Source organism: Pseudoalteromonas sp. R3 (assembly GCF_004014715.1).
Classification (GTDB): Bacteria; Pseudomonadota; Gammaproteobacteria; order Enterobacterales; family Alteromonadaceae; genus Pseudoalteromonas.
Genome location: NZ_CP034835.1, coordinates 1,985,797 through 2,012,007, shown reverse-complemented (window position 1 = coordinate 2,012,007; position 26,211 = coordinate 1,985,797). Strand labels below are relative to the sequence as shown.

Sequence of the window (26,211 nt, the reverse complement as noted above, 5' to 3'; positions counted from 1 at the left end):
GTACAGCCATTTATTAGCGTGGAGTCATGTGAATTTTAACCTTTCTGGCGCTAATAAAAAGCCTTTTCGACGAAAACATTATAGCCTTTTCAGCCGGTTGGTCAGATATTCACTAAATATAGATATAAATGGCCGAAATCGGCCATTTATAAGCACTTTTATTCACACTTTTTTTTCTGGTCTGTCCAGATTAAGGTTCCTATTGCAGGTAATAATAAAACCGCACCCAACATATTAACCAGGAACATAAAGGTTAATAATATCCCCATATCAGCCTGGAATTTGAGCGCCGAGAAAATCCAGGTGCTGACACCTATCGCTAATGTAATCCCAGTAAACAAGACAGCACTGCCTCTTTCAGCCAATGCATTACGATACGCGTGTGAAAGTGGCATACCCTGTTTGAGTTGGGTCATCATAGAAGACAGGATATAGATACCATAATCCACACCAATCCCCACTCCCAGAGCGATTACAGGTAAGGTGGATACAGTCAGGCCGATTTCGAGTTTGACCATCAATGCTTGTGCCAGTGTCGATACTATATACAGTGGCAATACGACGGCGATAGTCGCTCGTATACTTCTGAAGCTAATAAGACACAGGATAATAACCGCACCGTACACGTAGATCATCATAGGCAGCTGCGCCGCCGATACAGACTCGTTAGTCGCAGCCATTACGCCAATAGGGCCAGAAGCCAGTTTAAATTGCACTGTGTCTGTGCCCTCTTCCTTAGCAAAGGCTTTTATTTGAGACACCACATTATCTATGGTCTGGGCTTTGTGATCGGCCATGAAAATGATAATAGGCATGACTGAACAGTCACCATTAAGCAGACCCGTACTCGTTTCTACACGAGACGTAGCCTGTACCAGGGATGCACTGTTACGTGGCAAAGTTTGCCATTTCAGATTACCCTCGTTATAACCCGCATTGACAGATTGCGCCACTGAGCTCAAAGACACTGCTGACTGAACACCTGGTAAGTTTTCAACACGCCATTGGAAACGACTGATCCTATCCATCGTATCATGTTCGGTACAGGCAGCAGGATATGCCTCTACCAACACTTTAAGTATGTCAGATGAGATTGCATAACGATCAGAGATAAGGAAAGTATCCTGATTGTAACGTGCATCCTCATGCAGCGCTGGTGCACCGGCATGTAGATCACCGATTTGCATATTCTGAGATTGCCAGTAGCCTAAACCAAACAGAACCGCACTCACCAGTAAAATAACGCGTGCAACACGTTTATCAGTGGTTTTAACTAAGGCTTCACGCAATGCAGCAAATAACCGATGGCTTAGAGAGTTGCCATCGTCGACGCGGTGGATTTTGCTGGAATTGTAGTAAGACGCCAAAACTGGTAGTAAAATCAGGTTAGTGAAAATAATCACAGCTACACCCAAACTCGCGGTGATGGCCAGCTCACGAATGATGCCGATATCAATTGCAAGCAAGGTCAGAAAACCCACTGTATCTGATAGCAAAGCAATTCCGCCTGGGATTAATAAGGCTTTGAAACTTGCTTCTGCGGCCACTTTACTGCTCACGCCTTCCGCCACTTTTTTACCAATCGCGTTGATCATTTGCACACCATGGCTCACACCAATTGCAAAGACCAGGAAAGGTACCAGGATAGACATAGGATCTAAACCAAACCCAAGTATAGTGAGCAGGCCCATTTGCCATACCACTGCAATCAAAGAGCACATAATAGGCAGAAGCGTTAACTTGAAGCTCTTACAGAATAGCCACACCATCACAAAGGTAAACAAAATCGCGACCGCAAAAAATAGCACAACGCCTTTTGCACCATCCGCGATATCGCCAGCCATCTTGGCAAAACCGATAATATGGATAGTGACTTTATCTGTGCTCAGTGGCGCACGAATTTCACTTTCCAATTTTTTAGCAAACGCCAATGTATCGAGCTTTTCCTGCGTTTGTGGGTCAATTTCCATTAACTGAGCAGTCACCATCGCACAAGAATAGTCACTGGCCACCATGCGGCCTACAACTTTGGCTTTTTCTATGTTTTGTTTAACAACTGCGAGCCCGGCCTCGTCTGCCGTAAAATTGGCGGGAATAATGGGTCCGCCAGCAAACCCATCTTCCACTACTTCAACGAAACGCGCGCTGGGCGCAAAAATTGAGTTCACGAGAGGACGGTTTACACCGGGAATAAAGTAAAGTTGGTCATGAACTGCTTTTAACTGGGAAAAAAATTCTGGGTTGAAAATATCACCATCTGCGTCACATACCGAAATAAGGATGCTATTTGCTCCGCCAAATTGCTTTTCATGCTTGAGGTATACTTTCATATACTCATGATTTAACGGGATGTTTTTATTAAAAGAAGCATCGAGCTGAATGTGGGTAGTGCGATAACCCAAAAACAAAGTGGCCACAATGAACATAAAGATCATCGCAGCTCTGTGTCTGAACACGACATACACAAGTTGGTTTAACAATGACTGCATTAGTGTTTAACCTCTACTATTTGGATCCCTTGTTCAGTCGCCAGGACCAGTTTTCCATTGAATAAAACGCCGGCCATAATGGATTTACCATTTTTTAGCTGCTTACTGGATAACCCATCTTGCGTTCGGTTGAAAATTACACCGCTGTTTGCGAAGAGGTACTGCTGCTTATCAACAGACAGAACATGATTAATGGTTGCGGTTTTATTAAGTGCCAAACGCTTAAACGAGGAGAGTTCAGGATCAGAAATAAACGCATTTCCGCGCAGTCCGGCTGTTAATATTCGGCCATCAGACGTTTTATTAACTGAAAACAGTGAGCCTGCGTAAAAACTTGGCATTCTCAGCCAGCTTTTTCCGGCGTCCTTACTCACAGCAAACAGGCCCATTTCTCCGGCCAGATAATAGTCTGTGCCATCAATCAAAAGAGAATTAAAATGTGGCAGTATGAACGCAGTTTCGTCTTCATAGGCGGCGGGGTCTTCTTCTTTTAATTCGGCCAGATAATCAATGTCATCTGGGTGGACGAAGGTATCAATAAAGCGCTTTTGCCAGTTTTTTCCACCGTCTGCGGTTTCGTACATCATGCCATAAGCACCCACAGCATAGCCAACTTGCTCATTAGCAAAGGTAATATCCAGACAGGGCTTTTCGATGTCAGGTAAATGTTGCTGGATCTGCCAGCTCTGACCACTGTCCTCAGTGCTCAGAATTGTAGCGTCATGACCACATGCCCAGCCTTTACTTTCACTTACAAAAGTCACTGCCGTTAATAAGCTTTGTACAGGAACCTGAGCTTGTTGCCAATTACTCCCATCGCTGCTTGTAACGATCGTGCCATATTTGCCAACCGCAACGAGCTGGGAGCCTGTAAAACTAATATCTGTCAGTAATGTACGCTGTGGATGTGCCACCATTAGTGCATCAGAAGCTGCGACTACTGCATCACTTTGCATTGCCAAAACAGCAATCGTGGTTGCGACTAACTTCTTAATCATGATGAATACTCGAAAATTGTTGTGAGAGAGAATAGGAAGTGCAATTCAGGAGTCACTACCGTGACTCCTGAGGAGTTGCGCATTGCCAGCACTAGCCGGCAACTGCGCTTATCGTCTGCCCTCGCGGCGTAAAGCGCTTTGTGTGAACTCATTGTCCTGGAAAGACTGGCTGAAGTCATACATGCTTTCTTCATTATCCAGGCCAATTGCCAGATAACGACGAGAGTTAAGGTCATGATACACGTCTAACGTACTCCAATGCGTCGGCACTTCGTAGTAGTTCAAACCATGTGCCATCGCTACGCGGTACATTTGGTCACGGTTGTCGTACAGATCTGCAACATGGATTTGCCAGCTGTCCTCGTCAATATAGAAAACACGCTTCTTATATATGTGACGTGTGCCCTCTTTCAGGTTTGCTTCGACCACCCAAACACGGTGCTTTTCATAACGAACGTGCTCAGGATTTACGTGACCGGCCATCAGAATATCATCATACTTGAGCTTATCACTGTGAAGTTTGTAGCTGTTATATGGAATATAAAGTTCCTGCTTTCCTTTCAATGTCCAGTTGTAACGGTTAGGTGAACCGTTGAACATATCGAAATCGTCTGTCGTACGCAGACTGTCTGACGCAGTTCCCGGTGCATCATATGCTACATTCGGTGCACGACGCACCCGACGTTGACCTGCGTTATATGTCCAAGCCTGACGAGGTGTCAGGATTTGGTCCATTGTTTCATGTACCAACAAAGCAGTCCCAGCAAGGTTCGCAGGCTCAGTTACTTTTTGTTTAAACTTAAACAGGACATTAGACTCTTTTAGTTCTTCAGGCGTAACTTCAGGACTAGAGTACTTAACCAACAGTTTTTCATCAAAACCGATGATGTTGTATGAACCCGATGCAGTAGGCATTGCCTGCCCGCCGAAGCGCGCAATAGACAAACCACGATAGCGAAGCAAGTGGTTCCAGATAGCTTCTAAGCCATTTTTAGGGATCGGGAACGGAATACCAATTGCGGTATCTTTAATACCGTTACCGTTTTCGATTAGCTGTGCTGTAGATGCATACTTTTTGGTTGCATCGTACACTAACTGCGGATATGCAGCACTGCGTCGAGTCGGGTAGATATGCATTTTGAACGTATCGGGATAAGTCTCGAACAAGGCAACCTGACCAGGGCTCAACTTATCTTTGTACTTGTCCAGATTAGTTTTATCAATCGTGAACAAGATTTTATCATCTGCGAAGGGGTCTGGGTGGTGCATACCCACTTTATACTCTGCAGGTGGCTTAGTAATACCACCTGTCCAGGCAGGGATACTGCCGTCGGCATTACCCGCTTTCTCTGCGCCGATTGGCGTCAGGTCGGCGCCCAGGCGCGCAATTTCTTCTGGGTCATTTTTGCAAATGCACCCGGTGCTGCCATCATTGTTATAATTGTTGCAGCAAGCATAGTAGGTTTTCTAAACATATTGAAAGCCCTTAGATTGAATACTTGATATTAAATGAAACAAAGTCACGGTCTGAGAATGTGTTGGTCTTACCACCACCCCAGAATGCGTTATAACCAAAGTCAAATGACCAGGCATTTTGATAACTGAAGTTCAGCGTCATGCCCACAGATTTACGGTCTTCAACAAACAAGAACATTGGGTCTGGCGTGATACCATTAACATCGTGTGAAAACACAATGCGCGGTGACATATTGACGCCGGCAAACAAGTTGTTGTACTCGCCTTTAGCAATAAGTCGATAACCCCAGGCAGATGCTGTTGGGAATGGGTTAACCTCAGGGCCGTTTGAAATAGCCTTATGGAGCAAGTCGTACTCGTAGTCTTTTACCCCTTCAATTGTGCCACTTCGGCCAGTTCCAGCTACGTTTAGACGTAACTCATCGTAACTTGGCATGTCTTTAATAGTGACACCACCCACTTCACCAACTAACGCCCAACTGTCGGCTCCCAGTGACGGGCCAAACAAATGCGTTGCAGTAAATTGCAGCTGCATGGTGTCTTTCAGGACATAACCTTGTGCAATTTCACCCGGCTTAACAAAAGCGGTATCATCACCTTTACTCAACTGAGACAGACCTGCAACGTCGGTACGAATGCCAGCCAATGCAAGCTGCTCCAACATGCCTGCATACAGCAGTTCTACGTCATCGATTTGAAGTGGTTCGTCCTGGCGATATGAAAACTCACCAGAAAACGCTGTCTCGCCGATGGCGGTATTAAAGCTCAAACCATATAGTTTGATATCTTCAGGATATTCGATCAAACCCTGGGTGAAGGCATTCAGGTTAGTGAAATTCTCAGCATCCAGCGTGTTGTTTTTGATGTAGTCAAGATCAGCAGCAATCGCCTGACTAGTAAAGTCAGACGCTTTACCAGAAATCAGCGGCCGGCGGGCGTGATAATTAATGTAGTAAAGTGCAAATTCAGTATCATTTAGTTCAGGTGCAAACACGCCTAAACGAATACCAAACTGACCACTGTCTTTTGGCTCTTTCTTACCATTATGACCTTTGCCCTTTAGAGCTACTTTAGTTGGATAAGCCAGATACATAGACGTTAACTGAGAAATTGCTTCTTCACTTTTCAGTACGTTTTCGTCAGTCACATCCAAGCCTTGAGCAGCTAATGCGCCCATCCAGTTTGTATGCAAATTATTAAGCGCATCAGTCAAGTGAGCCAGGTCTATATCCGGGTTAGCAGTAAAGCCGAGCTGAATATTCTGGTTATAGCCATTTTCAGAAGCGAAGTCGTTCGTAGAAAAATAGCTGCCCGTCGCTGGTAAGCGTGTTTCGTGCCATTCATACTGATAAAAAGCTTCAAGCGTTACATTATCTGTCAAGCCAAGAGACGCCCACAGCATGCCAACAGGAATGAAGGCTTCTTTAAGCTCGGCACCAGGTGCTTTCAAACGGTCAATATCAACGGGGTTTATGTTAATACCGTGGCTGATCAGTGTACTTTCACCCCAGTTTACAACCTGGCGACCAAGTCTGACAGACAATGGGTTTTGACCACCGTTGAGGTCAAAATCAGCCCAGACGAATGCATCTAACAGACGTAAGTCTGAACACACCTGCTCCTTGGTATTGTCATCAGCACAAGGGTCTACTTTTTGGCCAGATACTGGATTCGTGTATGCAAAATCACCGTCTTCCATCGCAAAGTCTTTGAAATACATGAAGCGTGAGAAGAAGCCATAGTTGTCTTTGGTAATGCCAAGTTCATGTGTGCCTTTGATCAACTGAGAAAACGTGTCGCCCGAGTCGAAGTTTAAATCCCCAGCATCACCGTTATTTGAGTATGCACCCTGCTGCGACCAGATCTGAGAAGATGAGTAGATGGTGTTGCCTAACGAGGCGTTATAACCTGTCCAGTCATAACGTGGGTGATTACTTTTACCGATATGGTCAAAGTCGCGGTCTTCTATACGAATACTTTGGCCATAAGAAAACGTAGAATCAAAGGTTACATCAAAATCACCAACTTGGAACGTGGCGGCTTGCGCAGCAGTGCCAGCGACACCAAGACATGCTGCACTTAGGCCCAGCATTATCTTGTTCTTCACAAAGCGCGATGTTTTTATCATTATTTCTCCCCCCTTTGGCGGGTAATTCTTATCAAGTTATTGTTTTTTGTTGTCGTAACGATAGAAGCGATAGCTTTAAATTACAAATAATACGCGTCTGATCGGTGCATTTTTATCTCATTGGAGCGCATTTCACTCATGGTAAGACGTCCTACCAGAGTAGTTATAACACGTAATTTAAGTTTAAAACAAACCGATTTAACAAAAATACTTTATGTCTCGTCGCATAATTGTCATCAAACTACTTTTTCCAACGCTACGAAGCGGTTATTTTCATCAAGCAACAAACGAAAGCGCCCACGGACCCCTAAACTTGAGACATGCCGACGAATATGATGAGCGGGGAAGCGGATCCGCTTCCCACCATCCTCAACGACCTGTATAAACTCAACGTGGCCATGGTAATACGCCATACACTGTTCATGGCTCAAATCCATGTAAAAGTAATACTCATGCATTGTGTGGATAAAAACCTTTACATATCACAACTAAAAGCGCTGTTAATTTAGCGCTTTGTCAATTTTTTCGTACAAGTCATCACTCAATTCGGGCAATCTGGCTAGTTTCTCTAACTGTGTTTTCATCAATTCCTGTCGGTTACCATCAAAACGTTTGAAAGACAGTAACGGCGTTATGATCCTGGCAGCATTTTGCGGGTTGACCTGGTTTAGCTCCGCAATCAGATCGCCCAGCAGCGCATAGCCCCGGCCATCTTCGCGGTGGAAGTGACGTGGGTTTGTGCGAGTAAAGGCACCTATTAGTGCTCGCACGCGGTTTGGGTTTGCTTTGTCAAAGCAGGGGTGGGTGTAAAGTGACAAAATATTGTCGATACAGCTCTCATCACGCCGACTTGCCTGTAGTGCAAACCACTTGTCCATTACCAACAGATCTGACTGCCACTGTTTATCAAAGTCGTCCAACAACAGCTGTGTCAGCACGTGTCCGGCATTCACCGCAGCCCTGAGTGCCCCCAGTTTTAGTGTCATATTGTAACTTTCACTTTGCGCCTGTATCCACCCCTGGATCTGCGGGTCTGATACTTGAGCAAGATAAAACAAGCATTTGTTTTTCATTGTCCGAATTGCCACAGCCGCAGCGTCCAGGCTGCCATCGTCCTGTAGCTGAGAATAGGTCTCACACCAGGCCGGCTTGAGTTGCACTGCGATTTGGTACTCCAGGGTAGTAATCGCTTGATCCAGCTGCGCGACTGGAACAGGGGTGTAATCTGCACTGAGCGCATCAAAGCCCGGCACAGTACATAGCTCAGCCAAAATTGATAAGTCACCGCTGAGATCGGCAAGCAACAGGCGTAGTGCCTGAGTCAAACATTCAGGCAGCTGATACTCTGTAAACGTCTCGGTATTTACCAGTGCTTTAATTTCGGCTTTGTACAGTTGCTGAATGGCTTCCCAACGCGCGTAATCACTGCTTGCAAACTTGGCAATGTGAAGCAATTGCTGCTGCTGATAATCGTAGCTCAACAAACAAGGCGCCGAAAACCCTTCGAGTAACACAATTACAGGCTCGCTTTCGAGTCCGCTAAACACAAAACTCTGTTGTTTCTCGGTCAGTTCTATCACCTTGCCCTGCTTGGCTATCGACTCAGGTACTGTAATGACCTGCCCGTGCTTATCCAACAACTCAATAGCAACAGGAATATGCAATGGAGCTTCTACCGGGTCATGATCAGCATGGCTTTGTGCCAAATGCAAGGTAAACTCCCCTTGCTGCTCGTCAAAACTCGTACGAGCACTGACCTTTGGTGTGCCAACCTGGTTATACCAGAGTTTAAATTGGCTTAAATCTTTGCCATTGGCATCACTCATTGCGGCGACAAAGTCATCACACGTCACAGCCTGCCCGTCGTGACGCTCAAAATAGAGCTTCATACCCTGTTGGAAACCTGCCTCTCCCAATATAGTGTGCATCATTCGGATTACTTCAGCGCCTTTGTTATACACAGTGACGGTATAGAAGTTATTCATTTCGATCACTTGCTGTGGCCTGATCGGATGCGCCATAGGCCCCGCATCTTCAGCAAACTGATGTGTGCGAACCGTATTGACTGCATCTATCCTGTTCAGTGCACGAGAGCCCAGGTCACTACTGAATTCCTGATCGCGAAATACCGTAAGGCCCTCTTTGAGACTCAGCTGGAACCAATCTCGACAGGTCACGCGGTTTCCTGTCCAGTTGTGAAAATACTCATGCCCGACGATAGACTCTATGATATGGAAATCCCGATCTGTTGCCGTTTCCTGATTTGCCAGTACACAAGCACTATTGAAAACATTCAGACCTTTGTTCTCCATCGCGCCCATATTGAAAAAGTCGACCGCCACTATCATATAAATATCGAGATCGTATTCGAGATCAAAGCGTTGTTCGTCCCAGGCCATAGCCTTCTTCAAAGAAGTCATTGCATGAGGTGCTTTACTCAGATTTCCCTTATCAACAAATAGCTGTAGATCAACTTTGCGCCCCGTCCGTGTTTCAAATTGATCCGTCAGTACATCGAAATCCCCTGCCACCAAAGCAAACAGATAAGAAGGCTTCTTAAAGGGGTCTTCCCAGCAAACATAATGGCGGCCGTCTGATAATTCACCACTGTCAACCTTGTTACCATTGGATAATAGGTACGGCATTTGTTTCGGGCCGATTATTTTTACTTTATAGGTTGTCAGTACGTCTGGGCGATCCAGGAAATATGTAATCTTACGAAACCCCTCAGCTTCACATTGCGTGCAATAAGCGCCATCTGACAGATACAGACCTTCTAGTGATGTGTTTGTCCCTGGTGAAATGGTGTTAACAATTTCAATTTCAGCACGTTCACCCAGTCCGAATAACTCCAGGCCAGTATCATGTAACCTATAATTGGTGTGCACTTGTCCATCTACATGCACTGAGTTCAGTGTCAATTCAATGCCATCGAGCATAACCGAACTGGCGTCACCCTGTGCGGTTAGCATAAACCTAGCAGTTACCTTTGTGTGTTGCGGATCCAGTTCAAACGTTAAGGAGAGGTTTTCAACGGCATGTGTGGGTGGCTGATAATCATGTAAGTATTTGGCCTGAGGTTTTGAGGTCATGACAATTCCTATTATCAATTTACATTTGCTAACGTGCGCACCACGACTAAGCAAAATGAAAAAATGAGTACAAATCAATATCTTTATTGTAGAACGGCCTGCGCTGAGGGCAAAGGGATTTATGAATTGCAGAGGTGCAAAAACGCCTCAAATTGAGTGAGGCGTTTTATTTAACGTTGCGTATTTCAAATTACGAAGCGTTGGCTGAAGTTTCGGCCTGTTGCATTGCCTTTGGCTTGATTTTCAGAATCTTAATGCCCAGGTACGCATAGACTATCGCCAGGAATGGATTGATCAGGTTGAAAAACGCATAAACTGCATAATCGAGTGGGTTGATCAGCAGCACGCTTTGCATATAAGCACCACAGGTATTCCAGGGGATAAGAGGGCTTGTAATAGTGCCACCATCTTCAAGTGTTCTTGACAAATTGACACTGCGCAAACCTCGCTGCTTGTATTCTTCTTTAAACATGCGACCCGGAACTACGATTGCAATATACTGATCGGCTGCTACCAGGTTAGTGCCAAAACAAGTAGCGACTGTAGAAGCGATTAATGAGCCAGTGCTTTTCGCAACCTTAAGTATACTCTTAACAAATAGCTCCAGTAGCCCGGTTTTCTCCATGATAGCGCCAAACATCAATGCGGTCATTACCAACCAGGTTGTCGTTAACATGCTGGACATTCCGCCACCACTGAGCAGATCATCCATTTTTGCATTGCCAGTTTCCAGACTGAATCCGTCAAAGAAAGTAGCCCAAACCAGTTTGAAGTGACTGACCAACAGACCCTCATCAGGGTTAACCTGACTTGCAATTAAATCTCCTTGGAATAACAACGCCCAGATTGCACCAATTACTGCGCCGATAGAGATGGCAGGAAAAGCAGGCATTTTTTTAATCGCCAGTGCAAGCAGAATGATCAATGGCACCAGGTTAACCAGGCCAATATTAAAGTTGGTTTCCAAAATCGTCGCTATTTCGTCGATTTTGCTGGATTCGTTCGAAACATCGGCATTGAATCCCATAACGATAAAGATTATCAGGGCAATAACAAAACTGGGCACTGTCGTCCACAACATATGCTGGATATGCTCGAACAAGTCACTACCAGCGACCGCTGGCGCCAAATTAGTCGTTTCAGAGAGCGGTGATAATTTATCACCAAAATAAGCACCTGAGATCACCGCCCCTGCGGTAACCACCGGGTCAAGCCCTAAGCCGTTGGCAACACCGAGTAATGCCACACCTATTGTTGCTGCCGTGGTCCAGGAGCTTCCGATACTCATAGCTACAATACCACAGATCAAACAACCGGCAGCATAAAACCACGAAGGATGAATTATCTGCAAACCATAGTAAATCAGGGTTGGTACAGTGCCTGACAGTAACCAGGTTCCAATCAGAGCACCTACCATGAGCAGGATCAGAATTGCGCCTAAAGAGATGGTGATCCCTTTGATCATTGCCTCTTCGAGCGTTTTCCAGGTAAAGCCATTCTTCAGCCCTATCAGTGCGGCTGTAAAAGTAGCAAAAAGCAGGGCTATCTGGTTCGGCCCCGAAGAAGAATTATCACCATACAGGTATACCGCAGCGCCTAATAAGCTGACCAGTACCACAATAGGAATAAAGGCATCCAGGTAGGATGCTTGTTTTTGTTGTCTCAAACCAGAATACTCCTTCGCACTTAATGGAGTGCTTTATTATTATCTCTGTCAGATCAGTTCAGTGTTAAGCACAACACATGAATCTGAGCAAGACAGCGCCGAGCATATTCCTGACCGGCTATTTTTAATATTGCAGCTGACAATAATAACAAATTTCCCACGCACTGGTAACGAAAAAAGGCGCTCAATGCGCCTTTTCATGGTTTAGCCTTCCGTACGTCCTATCTCCAGCTACCTACTCAGTCACCAGCCTCGTTTTTTGCCAGGCGACCATAGTTAATCATATCTTGTGTGATTAGGGCTGCTTCTTCGAGATAAGGGTCGAGCTCAGCGATGACATCTGGCACGTCATCCAAATCTTTTACAGGCTCTTGCCCTAAACGTTTAAGGCGTTCATTGGTGCGTTTTAACGCTCGTTCGTCGCGTTCCTCACGCTCTTTCGTACGCTCAGTTTCAACCAGAGAAATAGATATATCGTCTTTTTGGGCTTTATATCGCGCAATATCGTCGTAAACGTAAGCAAATTCAGGCTCTTTGGCTATTCGCAAACCATGGCGTTCATTCAAATACTCAATGGTTGGACTCAGGTCATCCAATTGCTGGTACTTGGCTCTGACAATGCTGTCCCAAGGTAAAGCATTATCTTCCTGGCTCTCGCCCCACTCTGCTGGTTCAATTGCAGAAGGCAGCAAAATATCTGGAATTACGCCTTTGTTTTGTGTACTGCCACCATCAATACGATAAAACTTGGCAATAGTATAAGTAATGCTGCCTAGTGCGTTATCGAACAGATCATAGGTCTTTCTGAGACCTCTGTGTTGCTGAACAGTACCTTTACCAAAAGTTTGCTCGCCGATGACCACAGCACGCCCGTAATCCTGCATCGCAGCAGCAAATATCTCTGAAGCCGATGCGCTGTAACGGTCAACCAGTACAGTTAACGGACCATCATAGTAGGTTATCCCATCGCTGTCTTTTTGTGCTTCTACACGGTTGTATGCGGTATGGATCTGAACTATCGGGCCTTTGTCTATAAATAAACCTGACAATTGAGTGGCTTCATACAGGGAGCCACCGCCATTTTGTCTGAGATCAACGATAATCCCATCAACATTTTGTTCTTTAAGCTTTTCAAGCTCTTTCTTCACATCTTTCGACAGATTGTTGTAAAAGCTTGGGATCTCTATCACGCCTATTTTGCTGGTAAGGTCTGAGTATTTAGCTTCGAAGATTTCCGACTTTGCAGCTCTGTCCTCAAGGCGTATCTTATCTCGGACGATCTCAACGACCTTAGGTGTGCCATGAGTGTCGCTTCCCTTAAGGTACTGCAGTCTTACTTTAGTCCCTTTAGGTCCTTTGATGAGATCAACGACATCATCGAGACGCCAGCCAATCACATCAACAAATTCTTCACCATCTTGTGCAACACCTACAATGCGGTCATCTGGCTTAATCTTTTCCGTCTTATCGGCTGGACCGCCAGGAACCAGACTGCGGATGATGGTGTAATCTTCATCGTAACCAAGTACTGCACCAATGCCTTCTAGTTCAAGTTCCATATCCATCTTAAACTGTTCGGCACGGCGAGGTGACAAATAAGAAGTGTGGGCTTCAATGCTACGCGCAAATGCATTCATTACAATTTGAAAAGCATCTTCATTGTTGGTCTGTACCAGACGTTTGATGGTGTTTTTGTAACGCTTGGTCAGTACTTCTTTGATGCCGGCCCAGTCTTTGCCTGTGAGTTTTAATCTCAGTGCATCAGACTTAACACGCTGTCGCCAGTACTCATCCAACTCGGCTTGAGTTGTGGCAAACTGCATGTCTTCTCTGTCAAACACAAATTCGTCTGGTTTATCAAACTTCATTTCTGTGTCTAACAGAGAAATTGCATAGTTAAAGCGCTCATATCGACGTTGCATACTGTCGTTGAACATCGCAAAAGCAAAATCGAGCTTGCCTTTTTTCAAAGCATCGTCGAATTGCTTTTTATACCCTGAATACTTGTCAATGTCAGACTGCAGGAAAAGAGACTTGTTGTAATCGAGGTTTTCGATGTACCGGTCAAATATCTGTTCCGACAACGCATCGTCGAGCTTAAAGCGCTTATAGTGTTCACGAGTAAATTTACTGGTTACCCTTTTTGTTGCCGTCGCATGCTGGATTTCAGGTTCCAATATGGGAATATCTTTTTCCGTCACCGTCTGTGTTGCAGCTGAGCACACGCCAGATACAAACAGTGCGATTACACCAACTAAAGGTAACTTATTACTCATACACGACTCCTTAAAGAATAAACAGGCTTTCTGCTTTGGTTTTAACTTGCATACCTGTCACTAACTCAACATGAACTTCATCTTTGTTGACTTCTGTGATGGTTGCATTGACCAGAGCCTGTCCCAACTTCACTTTAACCTTATTATTTACCTTGACCTCATTTGCTGGCAGAGGTTCAACTTTCCCTGAACTACGACGCTGTTGCTGCTCAGGCTTAGCATTAACTTTAGCGTTTTTATTCCCGTGGCGGTGCTTGTTATCACCACGTGATTTGTAAGATTTTGTGTCACCATCGCGACGACGCTCGCCACGACCATCCTGTCTCGGACGTTGAGGCTTTTTACGTTTAGCCATTTTGGCACGTGATTCTTCCAGCGCTTTTTGCGCATGCTCTACGTGCTCTTGCTCAACTTTTTCAGCATCGTTACCGTCCAGGTCAACACGAAATTCATTATTGATAACCGCTTCTAAATAACGCCAAGAAGAGGTGTACTTACGTAAAGCCTGTCGAACCTGAGTCTTACTGACTTTGTCAGAGCCTTCGATTCTGGCAGCGATATCTTTAAATATGCCAACCTTTAGCGGTTTAATACCGTCTTTTTGTTTAAAACACTGAGGAAACTCGGCATATAAAAAGTCGAGAACCTCTTTGATATCTTTTAGCTTGTTTGTGGTTTCCATGTCTAAACCTATAGTTCAATATTTTCATCAAGAGATGACTGAATGTAATGTGTAACCCAGTCGACGAGTTCATCATACTCGGCTTCGACAAGCGCCAACTCGCCGCGCAGATGTTCCCATATTCCATTTATAATTAAATCGATTTTCTCACATTCCAGATCATCGGGAAGCATGTCCCAGGCTACGTGGATAAGCTCATTCAGCGTCTCAGCAACTCGCTCTTCTTCCCCTTCCCAGTCTCCCACATCAAAGTTGGAAAACAGGTAGTCCTGAACGTTGAGTAATTCTTTCATTTACAATGTACCTTCAAAGCATTTTACCAGTGCTTCCAGGCCAAGTTTATCTTCATCGTCAAATCTAGCCAAACTCGGACTATCAATGTCCAATACAGCAAACAGTTCACCGTTTCTCATAACGGGAATAACAATTTCAGAGTTTGAAGCGGCATCGCAGGCAATATGACCATCAAAGCTGTGTACATCTTCTACGAGCTGAGTCGTTAACTCAGCAGCCGCGGTACCACATACGCCTTTGCCTAACGGGATTCGAATGCAGGCTGGATTGCCCTGGAAAGGACCTAGTACGAGCTCATCTTTACCATCTAAAAGGTAAAAGCCTGCCCAGTTTATGTCTTCCATTGAGGTAAATAACAGGGCGCTGAGGTTTGCCATATTGGCGATGTAGTTGTGCTCATCACCAATTAGGGCCTGAGCTTGTAGGCTGAGAGTATCGTAGAACTTTTTCTTCTGCATTGCGGTCATTCAACAAATTTACATAAGAAGTAAAGGTACTCTTTCGTGCAGCTAAATGAAACCTTTTAGACAGAAAAACTATTAAATTAGTGTAAATCTACGCCACGCTGTACAAAAAGCCATCAGACGTTCTGAGCATTGCGCCGTAAACTGAACAAAAACAGCCCGCCTCCCAGCGCCGCCATCACTGCATTAATGATAAAAACCATACCAGAGCTTGCAACAAACAAGTAGCTAAACAGTGCGCCTCCGAGCATACCCGCGGTCAAAATACCCGAGTAAGTCAGTTTGTTGTGGCGCAACAACATCACATAAGCTGGCAAAACAAAAAACGCCATAGACAGGCCAACGATATGGGCATTGGCTACAGCCGTCATGAGTATTTGAAACAAAATCTTACTCTGACCACTTATCAGGGCATAATACCCTCCGAGCACTATGCCAACGATTAGCGGTGAAAATAACGAATATGCCACCGCTTTTGCCACTTGCCTTCTGATCATCTCTTTCACCTTTATTACCTTGCACAGAGATAGTCAGTGTCGACGCGAAGCATAAGTATCACAAGTCAACTTTGGTCGTATAAGCTTACCTTGCTGCTATCATCGCCCACAGCAGCATGCACAAAAGCAACGCAAACAATACGCCAGGCGTCATCAGGGAACGTACGGCCGCCACCGCGAGACCAACTACACGCGCCTGCCGATAAACCACACGCTGAGGCAACTGCCAAGAGGTATTCTCTATTTCATCTTTTAACAATTTTAAGCCCTGCGCCAGTGTCTCTGCACCAAGACGTACCAGACTGCCCGCTTCCGTATAAGCGACATTGATATCGCCAGCCGGTAATGGTCCCATACCGTCAACAAATGCTCGTGTTATAAAATAGATCCCCAGACCAAGAAGTACAGGCCATGCACTGCCCCAAAAGCTTGCCCCAGTCAGTTGATTAGCCCAAGCACCATTGGCTTGCGGTATCAGATAACTCAGCACCGTCACCAATATCAATAATGTGCCGTACGCACCTAACTGAAGTACATCAGGCTGGCCAGTCACCTTTTTTGGTTGCTTTTGCGCAATCAACTGCAAGAATCGCATCATCAGCCAGGTGGTCCCTATTGCTGTCAACGGCAGTACTGTCCCCATGAGCAAATCCCGCTCCACAACATCCTTTAGCGCGACCTTGGCAACCGCACCACTGGTTAGTGGCAACCCGGCCAGTGCAGCAGCGGGTAATGCAGCTGCCAGCAAGCAACCCCAGCGATACCTGTGCCATGTTAAAGTGCTATTTATGCCAGCAAAAAGGAACAGTGCAGCCTTAGCCAGACCATGATGCACTGCGTACAACACAATAGCGGGCAGCAATAAGGACCATAACTCGGGATATTTCAACCCTACCCCCACAGCCGCAATCAAAATGCCCATCTGGCTCATCGTTGAGTATGCAAGTAAGGCTTTAGGGTTATCCTGTGTAACCCCTACCAGAACGCCTAAAAATGCAGCAAATAACCCGAGCACCACCAGCACAGAGCCATACGTTGCGAAGGCCACCTCACCGAATGGAATAAATTTAAGCCACCCTAGCAGCCCCGCTTTCACCATAACACCGCTTAGTAACGCACTGGCTGCAACGGGTGCGACCGGATGCGCCATTGGCAGCCATACGTGCAAGCCAAACAAGCCTGCCTTTACTCCAAACCCGGCAAGTAAAAACCCGATTGCCCAGGCCGGATAAGTTTGCTCCGGATTTCCAGCTGAGGAGGGATCAATTGATCCAAATGCCAGGCCTGCGAGTCCTGTAAAAAGCAACAACTCTCCCAGTACAGCCCATTGCATGTAAGATTTGCCCGCCTGATGTGCTTCATCCGTATCAAAGTGCACAACCAGGCCGTACGAAGCCAGACTCATCAAGGTGAAGAAGCTGATAAAACCTGAAATATCCTGGGCCAGCACAAGCCCAAAATTGCCGCACATGGCTAGCAGGAAAAACAGACAAAACCTAACTTTACGCTCATCAGCTTTAACAAAATTAACGGCAAAAACCGCTGCCAGTAACCACAGACAGACAGCAAGCAGGAAGAAGGTCGATGTTGTATCATTTAGCGTCAGCACACTGCCAAAAAATAACCAAGGTGTGGTGTTGGTGCCTTGTCCAGAAATTGCATAGGCAAGCAGTGCTATACCTGCTGATAAGGGTAAAAACCAGTGTGCAACCTGCTGCATTTGCTTGCGCACCAGCAATAGCGCCCCCAATAACGGTGCACCAAGCGCCAGCCACATTGCAGGAATTTGTTGCGAACTGGCTGCCAGTATTGATACAAACTCACTGCCATATTCTCGGGCTGCTATCAGTTTCACCCAGTTCAGCGGGCTAAACTGGGCATCAGCAAACAAGCCTGCGCTGAGCGCCAGTAGTGCAGTCACTACAGGTGGTAACATGAGCATCCAGTGCGTTTCTAGCCGCCCCTTGGGTTTTTCTTTTGGCCAGGCGCCCTGCTGTGGTTTAAACCAAGCCGCGTATAAAATTGGCAGAAAGTAGATAGCATTGAGCAGACTACTGATAATAAGTACCCCCAGTACCCAATAAAAGCCTGCCTCAAGTGCTCCGGTGCCCAGATACCATTTTGAAATAAAACCCGCTGCGGGCGGTATCCCTATCATGCCCAGTACCGCCAAGCTAAACGCCAACATGGTTAACGGCATTCGTTTCCCGGCCCCATTCATCTGACTGACCTTAGTGACACCCAGAGTTTCTGCTATGCTACCGGCGCAGAAGAACATGGTGATTTTCATCAATCCCTGGTGGACCAGATGTGCAATGCCACCGATTGTCGCGATTGGTCCGGCAATGGCGGTGCCGAGTGCAATGTAGGAAACCTGACTGACCGTTGAATAAGCCAGCCTGCGTTTAAGGTCATCCTGGAACACAGCTCGGGTAGAGCCATAAACAATTGTCACAGAAGCCAACACAGCCAGAATGATGGTTAGACCAAGTTCCTGAGCAAATTCAACTCCATAGACATCATAAACAACCCGCACTATGCCAAATGCACCCGCTTTAACCACGGCAACCGCGTGTAACAATGCACTCACAGGGGCGGGTGCAGCCATGGCAGAAGGTAGCCAACCATGCAACGGGATCAATGCCGCCTTTACCCCTAACCCTATAATTATGAGGGCAAAAATCACTTTCAGGTGGAATGGGTCTAAATGAGGCATGGACGCGAGGATCCCCGTCGCGGTAAAGTCCAATGATCCCGCCAGGGCTTTTAACCACACAACACCGGCGAGCAAACTGGCGCCACCTAGCATGGTATAAATCAGGTATTTACGTCCTGCCGCCAGCGAGGCTTTATTCCCCTTATGGACTACCAGTGGATAAGTTGTCAGCGTCAGTAGCTCGTAGAAAATCAAAAAAGTGATCAAGTTACCAGCCAGCGCAACACCAATGGTTGCGAATACACACAGGCTAAAAAAACCGAAAAAGCGGCTACGGTTAGGTGATTGCTCCAGATACCCGATGGCATAAATCGTCGTTAATAACCACAAAAAACCGGATAAGGCGACAAACAGTAATGACAACGCATCCGCATGCAACACCAAATCCATATTAGGCAGCAAGGGCAAACGCGTTTCAAAAACCTGTCCCTGATACACACCCGAGATCATCACCAAGATCAGGCCAACACAGCTGCCAGCGCCAAGAAAGTTCAGAGTTTTTCTAAGTATAGGCTTGTTGTCGCTGACAAAAAATATCGTAACCCCGGATACCAGTGCGCTCAGTAAAATCAACAAAGGCAGAGTACTTTGCCACATCATTTACCGCCTCCTATCGCTATCAGGTCAATGATCAGGTCCGCATTGAAACCCAGCGCCATAGTACACAGGGCCAACGCCAGGCCACTGACAGGCATAGCCACAGGCACCTTCTGCCAGTTGTCAGGGGCAACTTGCTCAGACGCCTGTTCCGGTTTAATAAATGCCAGATCCAGCACTCTGAATATCGCCAGTGCTGCCAGCAGACCGCCGCTAAGAATGATCACAACCCACCACCACTGGTGAGTATCAATGGCAACATTGAGCAGTAACCATTTGGCGATAAAGCCTGCGCTGGGTGGCAGGCCGATTAAGCTGCCTCCTGCTATCGCAAAAGTAAACAAACTCAATGGCATATACTTTGCCATGCCCTGCAGCTTAGCAATGTCGTCATGACCAAGCGAATGTATGATGTTGCCAGCAGCAATAAACATCGCTGCCTTGGCACAGGCATGGGCGACAATAAAATAAGACACCGCGGCGAGCGCACTTTGCTGCTGGGCAGCCAGTTGCGATACCGATGCTTTCTCAGTGCTCATCAAAAGTGGAAACAGCAAAAACAGATAACCAATTTGCGCGACGGTCGAGTATGCCACCATCAGTTTGAGACGCTTTGCTCTGAGTGCCTGCACACACCCCCACAGAATAGCTGTCCCTCCTAATATGCCCAATAGCATTAACGCTTCATTGGTAACGGCGGGTGCCAGGATCTCCATCCAAAATCGTACCAACAGATAAAACGACGCTTTGACAACCAAAGCGGACAAAATAGCACTCACTGGTGCCGGTGCACTGCCATGAGCATGAGGTAACCAAAAGTGCAATGGGACCAGGGCGGTTTTTAGCACCAAACCCACAGTGATTAGCGCCAATGCAGCCCAGCTTAATGGATTGGATTCAGCTTTGGCTGCAAGCTGTGTAAAGTCTAGAGTACCATAGACGTGATACAACAAAGCCACAGCAAGCAGATAACAAAGAGACCCTAACAGACCGACTAATAAATAACGCAACGCTGCCGTCAGGCCCGCTTTATTGCCACTTAACGCGACCAGAGCAACCGCTGCTAATCCGATAATTTCGAGTGTCACATAGACATTGAAAATGTCAGCAGACAGGAATAACGCATTGATCCCCGCCACCAACAACCACCACAGAGGCCAAAAGCGCACACGTGCAGGTGATGCTGCGAAATAGAAAGCAGAATAAAAGGTCAATACTGTGACCAAAAAAACGGTCAATGACAGTAGCAGAGCTGAGAACCCATCAAGGCTTAGCGCAATACCCAAAGGAGCCTCCCAGCCTGCAAGGGCATACCTCAGAGGGGTCGCGAACTCGGAGACTCCAGGGGGAAAATTGGCCAAGATAAGCCCTATTACGAATACCAAGCCCAGTGCGCTAAGCAGCCCAATCAGCACCTGAGCATCTTTAGTATGCAGCAATACCGAGAGAATAGCCCCAATCAGGGGGATTGCAATCAGCAAGGGTAGTAAAGAAGCAGCGTCGATTACTGGCATTAAACGTCTTCCTCAGGCTTTTCAAGTGCTTTGATCCGAACCACCAAAGACAAGGCCATTGCCGTACCTGCCACCGCAACTACGATCCCAGTTAATACCATAGCGTGTGGTACAAAATCTGGTGAAGCGCCGGAGGAGGCATTCGCTATAAACACCATAAACACCCCCACACCACAAATATTGATGGCGAGTATCTTCTTAACGACATGGGCAATTGCCAAGACGCCAAACAGACCAATACCGAACAGTGCAATACCAAAGACACCATACAACAAAGCTTGCGTCATGAGTGCTTCTCCTCCTCAACACGATTTGCCAGTGCATGCTGAGGCTCAATCTGCAAAGCACAAAATAGTAAAACCAGGATTGCCGCTATGGTTATTGTCGCTGCCACTTCTATTACCAGAATTAACGTGCCAGCCATGGCCTCCGGGTAAGCCAACGCAATGCCACTTGACAGGACGACACCAGCACCGACCAATAAAAACATGGCTAAGCCAACCACCAACAACAGGCGTGCGGTGGGTGCATTGAAGTTAAAACTGTGATGACCGGCAAGTAGCAGCAAAATCCCTGCGCCTGCCAGCAATGCACCCGCCTGAAACGCACCGCCTGGCAATGCCGCACCAGTCCAAAGTAAATACCCGGATGTAACGACTATCGCCGGTAACAACCACCGCAGGAAGGCCTCAAGTATCAGGCTCCGCTTTCGAGGTTCAGATACTTTAATGAAGGGCTGTCGGGCGACTTGTAAACTGAAGGGCATCACTGCCAGGGCAACAATCAACAGCACCGCAACTTCCAGCAAAGTATCATAACTGCGAAAGTTAAGTAGCACGGCCGTAACCGGGTTCTCTACACCACTTTGCTCCAGATTAGAGGCAACCAGTGTCACTAGCGATTGGTCTATAGACTGAAACTGGACCAGGGAAATAGCCAGAAATAGACAGGCTGCAACAACCACCATACCAACGATCAACAAGATGCTGCCGGGCAAGTCTGCTTCTTGTTGTGCACTGTCACTTAATGTCATGTTATTAAACATAAGTTACCTCTGTTGTTATTATTTAACACAGTTTTATTGGTTGAGCTGTCGACGCGTGGCGATAAGCAATGCACCAGTCAAACCCGCTCCAATCGCCGCCTCTGCGATGGCAACATCCCACGCACCCAGTCTGACCCAGGCAAGCGTTACTAGCAGGCCCATGCTGATAAACAGTAAAATCGCCTGAAATAAGTCTTTAGCAGTGAGACACAATATTGCGGTTACTAAGGCCCCAGTACCCAATAGTAGGTCGATAAATAATTCACCGCTTATCATGCGCTACCTCCTGTTCCTCCAGTCTGCCTCGCTGTTTTACCGGTTGTTTACCTTGCTCCAAATCTGAGTGACTGGCCAATAAATAGCATGAGACGGCTCCAGCCAGCATCACTGCGACCCAAATCAACAACAGCTGAATTGCATCTGCCACTTCTATAACCTGAGGTAACACCCCCAGTACGATAAACCCCAAGCCCAGATTGTCGGCCTTGGTCAACGCATGCAGCCGGGATAATTCGTCTGGAAAACGCCACAAACCAACACCCCCAGCGATGAAAAAGAACACACCGAGCGTCACCATAACTACACTGTACCAGTCAAAAAACGTCATGATTTAGTGTCTCCCATTTTGACCAAAATGACCGTTGCGGTTGGAGCCAGCAGGGCCAATACCAGCGCTACGTTAAATAAAGCACTTTGTTGATATACGACTGCCAGCAGCGCCAAAATCGCAACGCCTATGGTGCCAAACAGTTGTAGAGACAGTATCCGGTTAAGCTTCGATGGGCCCAGCCAAAGCCGCCACAGCCCACCAAGGAGAACCAGTATTAAAATTGTAATAACCAGGTTTAAATACTCACTCATAGTTGCTCCTTCAAAATCGGCACCACTTGCTGATCTAGTTCTAAATCAAACAAATAGGCGATCTTTTGTTCACATTCAATCACATCCCGATAATTGCTTTCATTTACTTCCAGCATGTGTACCAACAAGGAATCACCATTCAGTTGGGCACTCAACGTGCCTGGTAGTAAACTGATCAGGTGAATAAACCACAGCTGTGTATGGCCCGAAGGCAAACGTAGCGGATAGGAAACCGTCCCAGGGCGCAATGCAATGCGGTGAGCAAAAGCCAGCCGCGCTGTTTGTATTCCCCCTTTCAACGAGTTAAGCAAAAAATACGGCAGCAGGCGCAGCAAACGACCATAATGCAGCTGCCCTGTTACAGAATGAACAGGCACGGCTGCCGCGTTATGAAAAAGACGCATGCTCATCCATACCGACACAGGTACGACGATGATACCTATTACCCAGGAGGACCAGACCCCTTTTGTGAGTAGCAGCCATAAAGCGCTGAATATCACTGCCCGGATAAGCAAGGTCCGTTTGTCTGAATTGTGAGAATGCGCCTTTTTATTCATACTGATTCACTCACTCTGTTGGTATTTGAATCTGAGGTTGACTGTGGTTCTTCGTTACCACTGCGCAGGCGCTTTTCAGCTCCAACAATCAGGGAGATCAACCAACCACAGGCAATAACTCGTAACCAGGCCTCAAGTGAGATAGGTGCACTCTGGAACCAGTCATTCATCAAGGGTAGGTAGGTAAACAGCAACTGTAATGCCATCATCAGCGCGATGCCTATCCAGATCCAGCGGTTTGAAAACAAGCCAACCGAAAATACCGACCGTTCCAACGAGCGACAGTTGAACAGGTAGAATGCTTCACCGACCACAAACATAGCGACTGCGACGGTTCTGGCTTGCGCTTCAGTTGCGCCCCACATTAATTCAAGCTCGTATAAGCCGAAGGCCGTGATACACAATAAAGAGGACACCAACAAAATTCGCCACATTAAGATCCTGTCAATGATAGGAGCATCCGGATCGTAGGGTGGACGGTCCATAATGCCCTTTTCTCTGGGCTCAAACGCCAGCATCAGACCGAGTAAAATGGCAGTGGTCATGTTGACCCACAGAATATGCACCGGCAATAACGGCAGGGACACGCCAAGTAACACCGCAAGTAAAATCACCAGGCCTTCGCCACCGTTGGTTGGTAAGGTCCAGACAATAAACTTCTTCAGATTGTCAAAGACACCCCGACCTTCCTCAACAGCAGCCCGCACAGTGGCAAAGTTATCATCAGTCAGCATCATATCCGACGCATCTCTGGCCACTTCAGTGCCATTGAGTGCCATGGCAACACCAATGTCGGCCCGTCTGAGCGCGGGCGCATCATTAACACCATCCCCCGTCATGGCCACAACATGGCCTTCGGCCTGTAACGATTTCACCAGCTGAAGTTTATTTTCAGGGCTGACCCGTGCAAACACATCATTATTACTGGCAATATCACTGAACTCATGCTCCGATAGGTCACCGAGCTGATAGCCCGTAACGGTTTTTCCTGCGCTTTGCGGTTGAATAATGCCGAGCTGTTTGGCAATACTGGTGGCAGTCAGCGCATGATCTCCGGTGATCATCTTGACCCGGATCCCAGCTCTGTGACAGGCAGCAACAGCTTCAATGGCCTCAGGGCGAGGCGGATCTATCATTGCTTGCAGCCCCAGAAACACCAGCTCCTGAGCAACATCGTCATGGCTCAGGCTCGTTTGCTCCGGACTTGTCTCTTTGCTGGCAAAAGCCAGTACGCGCAAGCCTTTAGCAGCCAAGCGTTCGGCTTGTTGCTCAATCGCCCCGTGTTCAAGAAGAATTGCGGCGCCCTGCTCATTAAGCATAAACCGACATTTAGGCAGAATACTCTCGATAGATCCCTTCATATGGATTATACGCGTGTCGTCGACGTCATCCAGAGTGGCCATATACTGATATTCTGATTGAAACGGTATGCAATCAATTCGTTTGGCATTCAGGCTTTCTGAGGCCATATTAGCTTTATGTGCAGACACCAGTAATGCTGCCTCGGTCGGATCACCGCCGATACGCCACTGTGCATTTCCTGTATCCGGTGCCAAGAGTTGAGCATCATTGCACAGCGCACCAGCTCTGAGTGTTGCATAAAGACCTGGCTGGGTATTGGCCTCAACAACAGCTGACTGTAACTCAGACTGCGGCATGTGAGTTTGGATCTCACCTGTGGGATTATAACCATTGCCAGATACCGCATAAAGCAGTCCGCCGCTGTAGATCTGCTCTACGGTCATCTCATTTTTGGTCAAAGTACCTGTCTTGTCAGAGCAGATGATGGTGGTACTTCCCAGCGTTTCAACCGCCGGGAGATTGCGAATAACGGCTTTACGTTTAGCCATGCGGGAAACGCCAATGGCCAGCATAATCGTGACCGCTGCTGGCAGCCCTTCCGGAATAGCCCCCACAGCCAAAGCAACCGCGGCCATAAAGGAATCAAGTAGTGGTTGTCCGTGCAAGTACCCTATCAGCAAGGTGATCGCTGCCAGGCCGATAATCGCATATAACAAGACATGACTAAATTGCTTGATGCGTTTGGTCAACGGTGTGTCCAGCGTTGGCGTCGTCGCGATCAGCTCGGAGATTTTACCTATTTCGGTGTTATCACCAGTTTCAGTTACTACCCCAACGCCGGTACCATAAACCACCAGCGTCGATGAAAACGCCATATTCTGGCGATCTCCCAGCAGCGCTTCTTTCGCCAGCACCTCCAGATTTTTCTCCACAGGCACGGATTCACCGGTCAGTGCCGACTCGTCCACCTGTAAATCTCTAACCTGCACCAGGCGCATGTCTGCGGTCACTTTATCACCGGCCTGCAGCAGCACAATATCGCCAGGCACCAGTTGTTGTGCAGCAATGGTCGTTTTTACTCCATCACGGATCACGATTGCAGTTGATTTAATACTGCCAGACAAGGCATTGATGGCATTAATTGCCTTAGACTCTTGTACAAAGCCAATGATGGCATTGAGTAGCACCACAGCAAAAATGACGATGGCGTCGACCCACTCCTGGAGTGCCAGCGTCACCACTACTGCCGAAAGCAAGATGTAAACCAAAGGCTGATGGAATTGCAGAGCGAACCGTTTTATCGGTCCGTCTCCATCATGTTTAGTAATGGCATTTGGCCCAAATTCTGCCTGTTGCCTGTCGACCTGTTGCGAAGATAACCCTCGCTCCGGGTCGGCCTCGAACTGCTTGAGTACTGATTCTGAGTGTTGACTGTGCCAGTCTTTCAGATCTTGCATAAAACACCTCGGGAACTAGTTGTACTAAAACTATACTAGGGTGCAGCAATGCTATGTAAAACTCGAATTATCAAACTTAAAAAATCGAAAAATACGAACT

General features: G+C 46.9%; 20 protein-coding genes and 1 pseudogene. All 21 read right to left on the bottom strand.

Annotated features, from left to right (window positions below; translation table 11 throughout):
• Positions 1–158 precede the first annotated feature (158 nt).
• A complete protein-coding gene (locus tag ELR70_RS13670; protein ID WP_054017155.1) occupies positions 159–2,489 on the bottom strand; it encodes an MMPL family transporter in 2,331 nt (776 codons plus the stop codon).
• Entirely contained in the window at positions 2,489–3,487 is a 999-nt protein-coding gene (locus ELR70_RS13665; RefSeq protein WP_054017154.1) for a YCF48-related protein, read from the bottom strand. The genes ELR70_RS13670 and ELR70_RS13665 overlap by 1 nt, the downstream gene beginning before the upstream one ends.
• Positions 3,488–3,595: 108 nt before the next feature.
• Positions 3,596–4,962, bottom strand: a pseudogene (locus tag ELR70_RS13660) (DUF1329 domain-containing protein).
• A gap of 11 nt (positions 4,963–4,973) precedes the next feature.
• On the bottom strand, positions 4,974–7,091 hold the full coding sequence (locus ELR70_RS13655) for a DUF1302 domain-containing protein (protein WP_054017152.1): 2,118 nt from the start codon (positions 7,089–7,091) through the stop codon (positions 4,974–4,976).
• 236 nt (positions 7,092–7,327) lie between these two features.
• A complete protein-coding gene (locus ELR70_RS13650) occupies positions 7,328–7,549 on the bottom strand; it encodes a DUF2835 domain-containing protein (protein WP_082353332.1) in 222 nt (73 codons plus the stop codon).
• A gap of 42 nt (positions 7,550–7,591) precedes the next feature.
• The gene (gene pepN, locus ELR70_RS13645; RefSeq protein WP_054017150.1) at positions 7,592–10,183 is read right to left on the bottom strand and encodes an aminopeptidase N; all 2,592 of its coding nucleotides are present in this window, start codon (positions 10,181–10,183) and stop codon (positions 7,592–7,594) included.
• Between the two features lie 190 nt (positions 10,184–10,373).
• Positions 10,374–11,849, bottom strand: coding sequence for a Na+/H+ antiporter NhaC (nhaC, locus tag ELR70_RS13640; protein ID WP_054017149.1), 1,476 nt, complete (start codon positions 11,847–11,849; stop codon positions 10,374–10,376).
• 239 nt (positions 11,850–12,088) lie between these two features.
• Positions 12,089–14,125 carry a carboxy terminal-processing peptidase gene (gene prc, locus ELR70_RS13635; protein ID WP_054017148.1) on the bottom strand — a complete coding sequence of 679 codons (2,037 nt, stop codon included), beginning with the start codon at positions 14,123–14,125 and terminating at the stop codon, positions 12,089–12,091.
• Positions 14,126–14,135: 10 nt separating this feature from the next.
• Positions 14,136–14,807, bottom strand: a complete 672-nt coding sequence (gene proQ, locus ELR70_RS13630) for an RNA chaperone ProQ (protein WP_054017147.1) — start codon at positions 14,805–14,807, stop codon at positions 14,136–14,138.
• Positions 14,808–14,815: 8 nt separating this feature from the next.
• Positions 14,816–15,100 carry a hypothetical protein gene (locus ELR70_RS13625; RefSeq protein ID WP_054017146.1) on the bottom strand — a complete coding sequence of 95 codons (285 nt, stop codon included), beginning with the start codon at positions 15,098–15,100 and terminating at the stop codon, positions 14,816–14,818.
• Positions 15,101–15,559: a GAF domain-containing protein gene (locus tag ELR70_RS13620; RefSeq protein WP_054017184.1), complete on the bottom strand. Its 459-nt coding sequence runs from the start codon at positions 15,557–15,559 to the stop codon at positions 15,101–15,103.
• Between the two features lie 122 nt (positions 15,560–15,681).
• Positions 15,682–16,059 carry a hypothetical protein gene (locus ELR70_RS13615; RefSeq protein ID WP_054017183.1) on the bottom strand — a complete coding sequence of 126 codons (378 nt, stop codon included), beginning with the start codon at positions 16,057–16,059 and terminating at the stop codon, positions 15,682–15,684.
• An 88-nt stretch (positions 16,060–16,147) separates the two neighbouring features.
• The gene (locus ELR70_RS13610; RefSeq protein WP_054017145.1) at positions 16,148–19,378 is read right to left on the bottom strand and encodes a proton-conducting transporter membrane subunit; all 3,231 of its coding nucleotides are present in this window, start codon (positions 19,376–19,378) and stop codon (positions 16,148–16,150) included.
• Positions 19,375–20,889, bottom strand: coding sequence for a proton-conducting transporter membrane subunit (locus tag ELR70_RS13605; RefSeq protein ID WP_054017144.1), 1,515 nt, complete (start codon positions 20,887–20,889; stop codon positions 19,375–19,377). Before ELR70_RS13605 ends, ELR70_RS13610 begins: the two co-directional genes overlap by 4 nt.
• A complete protein-coding gene (locus ELR70_RS13600; protein ID WP_054017143.1) occupies positions 20,889–21,176 on the bottom strand; it encodes an NADH-quinone oxidoreductase subunit K in 288 nt (95 codons plus the stop codon). Before ELR70_RS13600 ends, ELR70_RS13605 begins: the two co-directional genes overlap by 1 nt.
• Positions 21,173–21,934 carry a hydrogen gas-evolving membrane-bound hydrogenase subunit E gene (gene mbhE / locus ELR70_RS13595; protein ID WP_054017142.1) on the bottom strand — a complete coding sequence of 254 codons (762 nt, stop codon included), beginning with the start codon at positions 21,932–21,934 and terminating at the stop codon, positions 21,173–21,175. The genes ELR70_RS13600 and mbhE overlap by 4 nt, the downstream gene beginning before the upstream one ends.
• 33 nt (positions 21,935–21,967) lie before the next feature.
• Positions 21,968–22,210, bottom strand: coding sequence for a DUF4040 domain-containing protein (locus ELR70_RS13590; protein ID WP_054017141.1), 243 nt, complete (start codon positions 22,208–22,210; stop codon positions 21,968–21,970).
• On the bottom strand, positions 22,197–22,541 hold the full coding sequence (locus ELR70_RS13585) for a monovalent cation/H(+) antiporter subunit G (RefSeq protein WP_054017140.1): 345 nt from the start codon (positions 22,539–22,541) through the stop codon (positions 22,197–22,199). The genes ELR70_RS13590 and ELR70_RS13585 overlap by 14 nt, the downstream gene beginning before the upstream one ends.
• Positions 22,538–22,795, bottom strand: a complete 258-nt coding sequence (locus ELR70_RS13580) for an MrpF/PhaF family protein (RefSeq protein WP_054017139.1) — start codon at positions 22,793–22,795, stop codon at positions 22,538–22,540. The genes ELR70_RS13585 and ELR70_RS13580 overlap by 4 nt, the downstream gene beginning before the upstream one ends.
• Complete coding sequence (locus ELR70_RS13575; RefSeq protein ID WP_054017138.1) at positions 22,792–23,352, bottom strand: Na+/H+ antiporter subunit E; 561 nt, start codon at positions 23,350–23,352, stop codon at positions 22,792–22,794. Before ELR70_RS13575 ends, ELR70_RS13580 begins: the two co-directional genes overlap by 4 nt.
• On the bottom strand, positions 23,349–26,111 hold the full coding sequence (locus tag ELR70_RS13570; RefSeq protein WP_054017137.1) for a cation-transporting P-type ATPase: 2,763 nt from the start codon (positions 26,109–26,111) through the stop codon (positions 23,349–23,351). Before ELR70_RS13570 ends, ELR70_RS13575 begins: the two co-directional genes overlap by 4 nt.
• Positions 26,112–26,211: the final 100 nt, after the last annotated feature.

What these genes read in the sequence shown, in the direction of transcription:
- ELR70_RS13600 (WP_054017143.1), bottom strand. Translation starts at nt 21,176, where the DNA reads ATGACGCAAGCTTTGTTGTATGGTGTCTTTGGTATTGCACTGTTCGGT.
- ELR70_RS13590 (WP_054017141.1), bottom strand. Translation starts at nt 22,210, where the DNA reads ATGATAAGCGGTGAATTATTTATCGACCTACTATTGGGTACTGGGGCC.
- proQ (WP_054017147.1), bottom strand. Translation starts at nt 14,807, where the DNA reads ATGGAAACCACAAACAAGCTAAAAGATATCAAAGAGGTTCTCGACTTT.
- ELR70_RS13665 (WP_054017154.1), bottom strand. Translation starts at nt 3,487, where the DNA reads ATGATTAAGAAGTTAGTCGCAACCACGATTGCTGTTTTGGCAATGCAA.
- ELR70_RS13570 (WP_054017137.1), bottom strand. Translation starts at nt 26,111, where the DNA reads ATGCAAGATCTGAAAGACTGGCACAGTCAACACTCAGAATCAGTACTC.
- ELR70_RS13575 (WP_054017138.1), bottom strand. Translation starts at nt 23,352, where the DNA reads ATGAATAAAAAGGCGCATTCTCACAATTCAGACAAACGGACCTTGCTT.
- ELR70_RS13610 (WP_054017145.1), bottom strand. Translation starts at nt 19,378, where the DNA reads ATGATGTGGCAAAGTACTCTGCCTTTGTTGATTTTACTGAGCGCACTG.
- ELR70_RS13670 (WP_054017155.1), bottom strand. Translation starts at nt 2,489, where the DNA reads ATGCAGTCATTGTTAAACCAACTTGTGTATGTCGTGTTCAGACACAGA.
- ELR70_RS13650 (WP_082353332.1), bottom strand. Translation starts at nt 7,549, where the DNA reads ATGCATGAGTATTACTTTTACATGGATTTGAGCCATGAACAGTGTATG.
- mbhE (WP_054017142.1), bottom strand. Translation starts at nt 21,934, where the DNA reads ATGTTTAATAACATGACATTAAGTGACAGTGCACAACAAGAAGCAGAC.
- ELR70_RS13580 (WP_054017139.1), bottom strand. Translation starts at nt 22,795, where the DNA reads ATGAGTGAGTATTTAAACCTGGTTATTACAATTTTAATACTGGTTCTC.
- ELR70_RS13625 (WP_054017146.1), bottom strand. Translation starts at nt 15,100, where the DNA reads ATGAAAGAATTACTCAACGTTCAGGACTACCTGTTTTCCAACTTTGAT.
- ELR70_RS13605 (WP_054017144.1), bottom strand. Translation starts at nt 20,889, where the DNA reads ATGCCAGTAATCGACGCTGCTTCTTTACTACCCTTGCTGATTGCAATC.
- pepN (WP_054017150.1), bottom strand. Translation starts at nt 10,183, where the DNA reads ATGACCTCAAAACCTCAGGCCAAATACTTACATGATTATCAGCCACCC.
- ELR70_RS13585 (WP_054017140.1), bottom strand. Translation starts at nt 22,541, where the DNA reads ATGACGTTTTTTGACTGGTACAGTGTAGTTATGGTGACGCTCGGTGTG.
- prc (WP_054017148.1), bottom strand. Translation starts at nt 14,125, where the DNA reads ATGAGTAATAAGTTACCTTTAGTTGGTGTAATCGCACTGTTTGTATCT.
- ELR70_RS13620 (WP_054017184.1), bottom strand. Translation starts at nt 15,559, where the DNA reads ATGCAGAAGAAAAAGTTCTACGATACTCTCAGCCTACAAGCTCAGGCC.
- ELR70_RS13655 (WP_054017152.1), bottom strand. Translation starts at nt 7,091, where the DNA reads ATGATAAAAACATCGCGCTTTGTGAAGAACAAGATAATGCTGGGCCTA.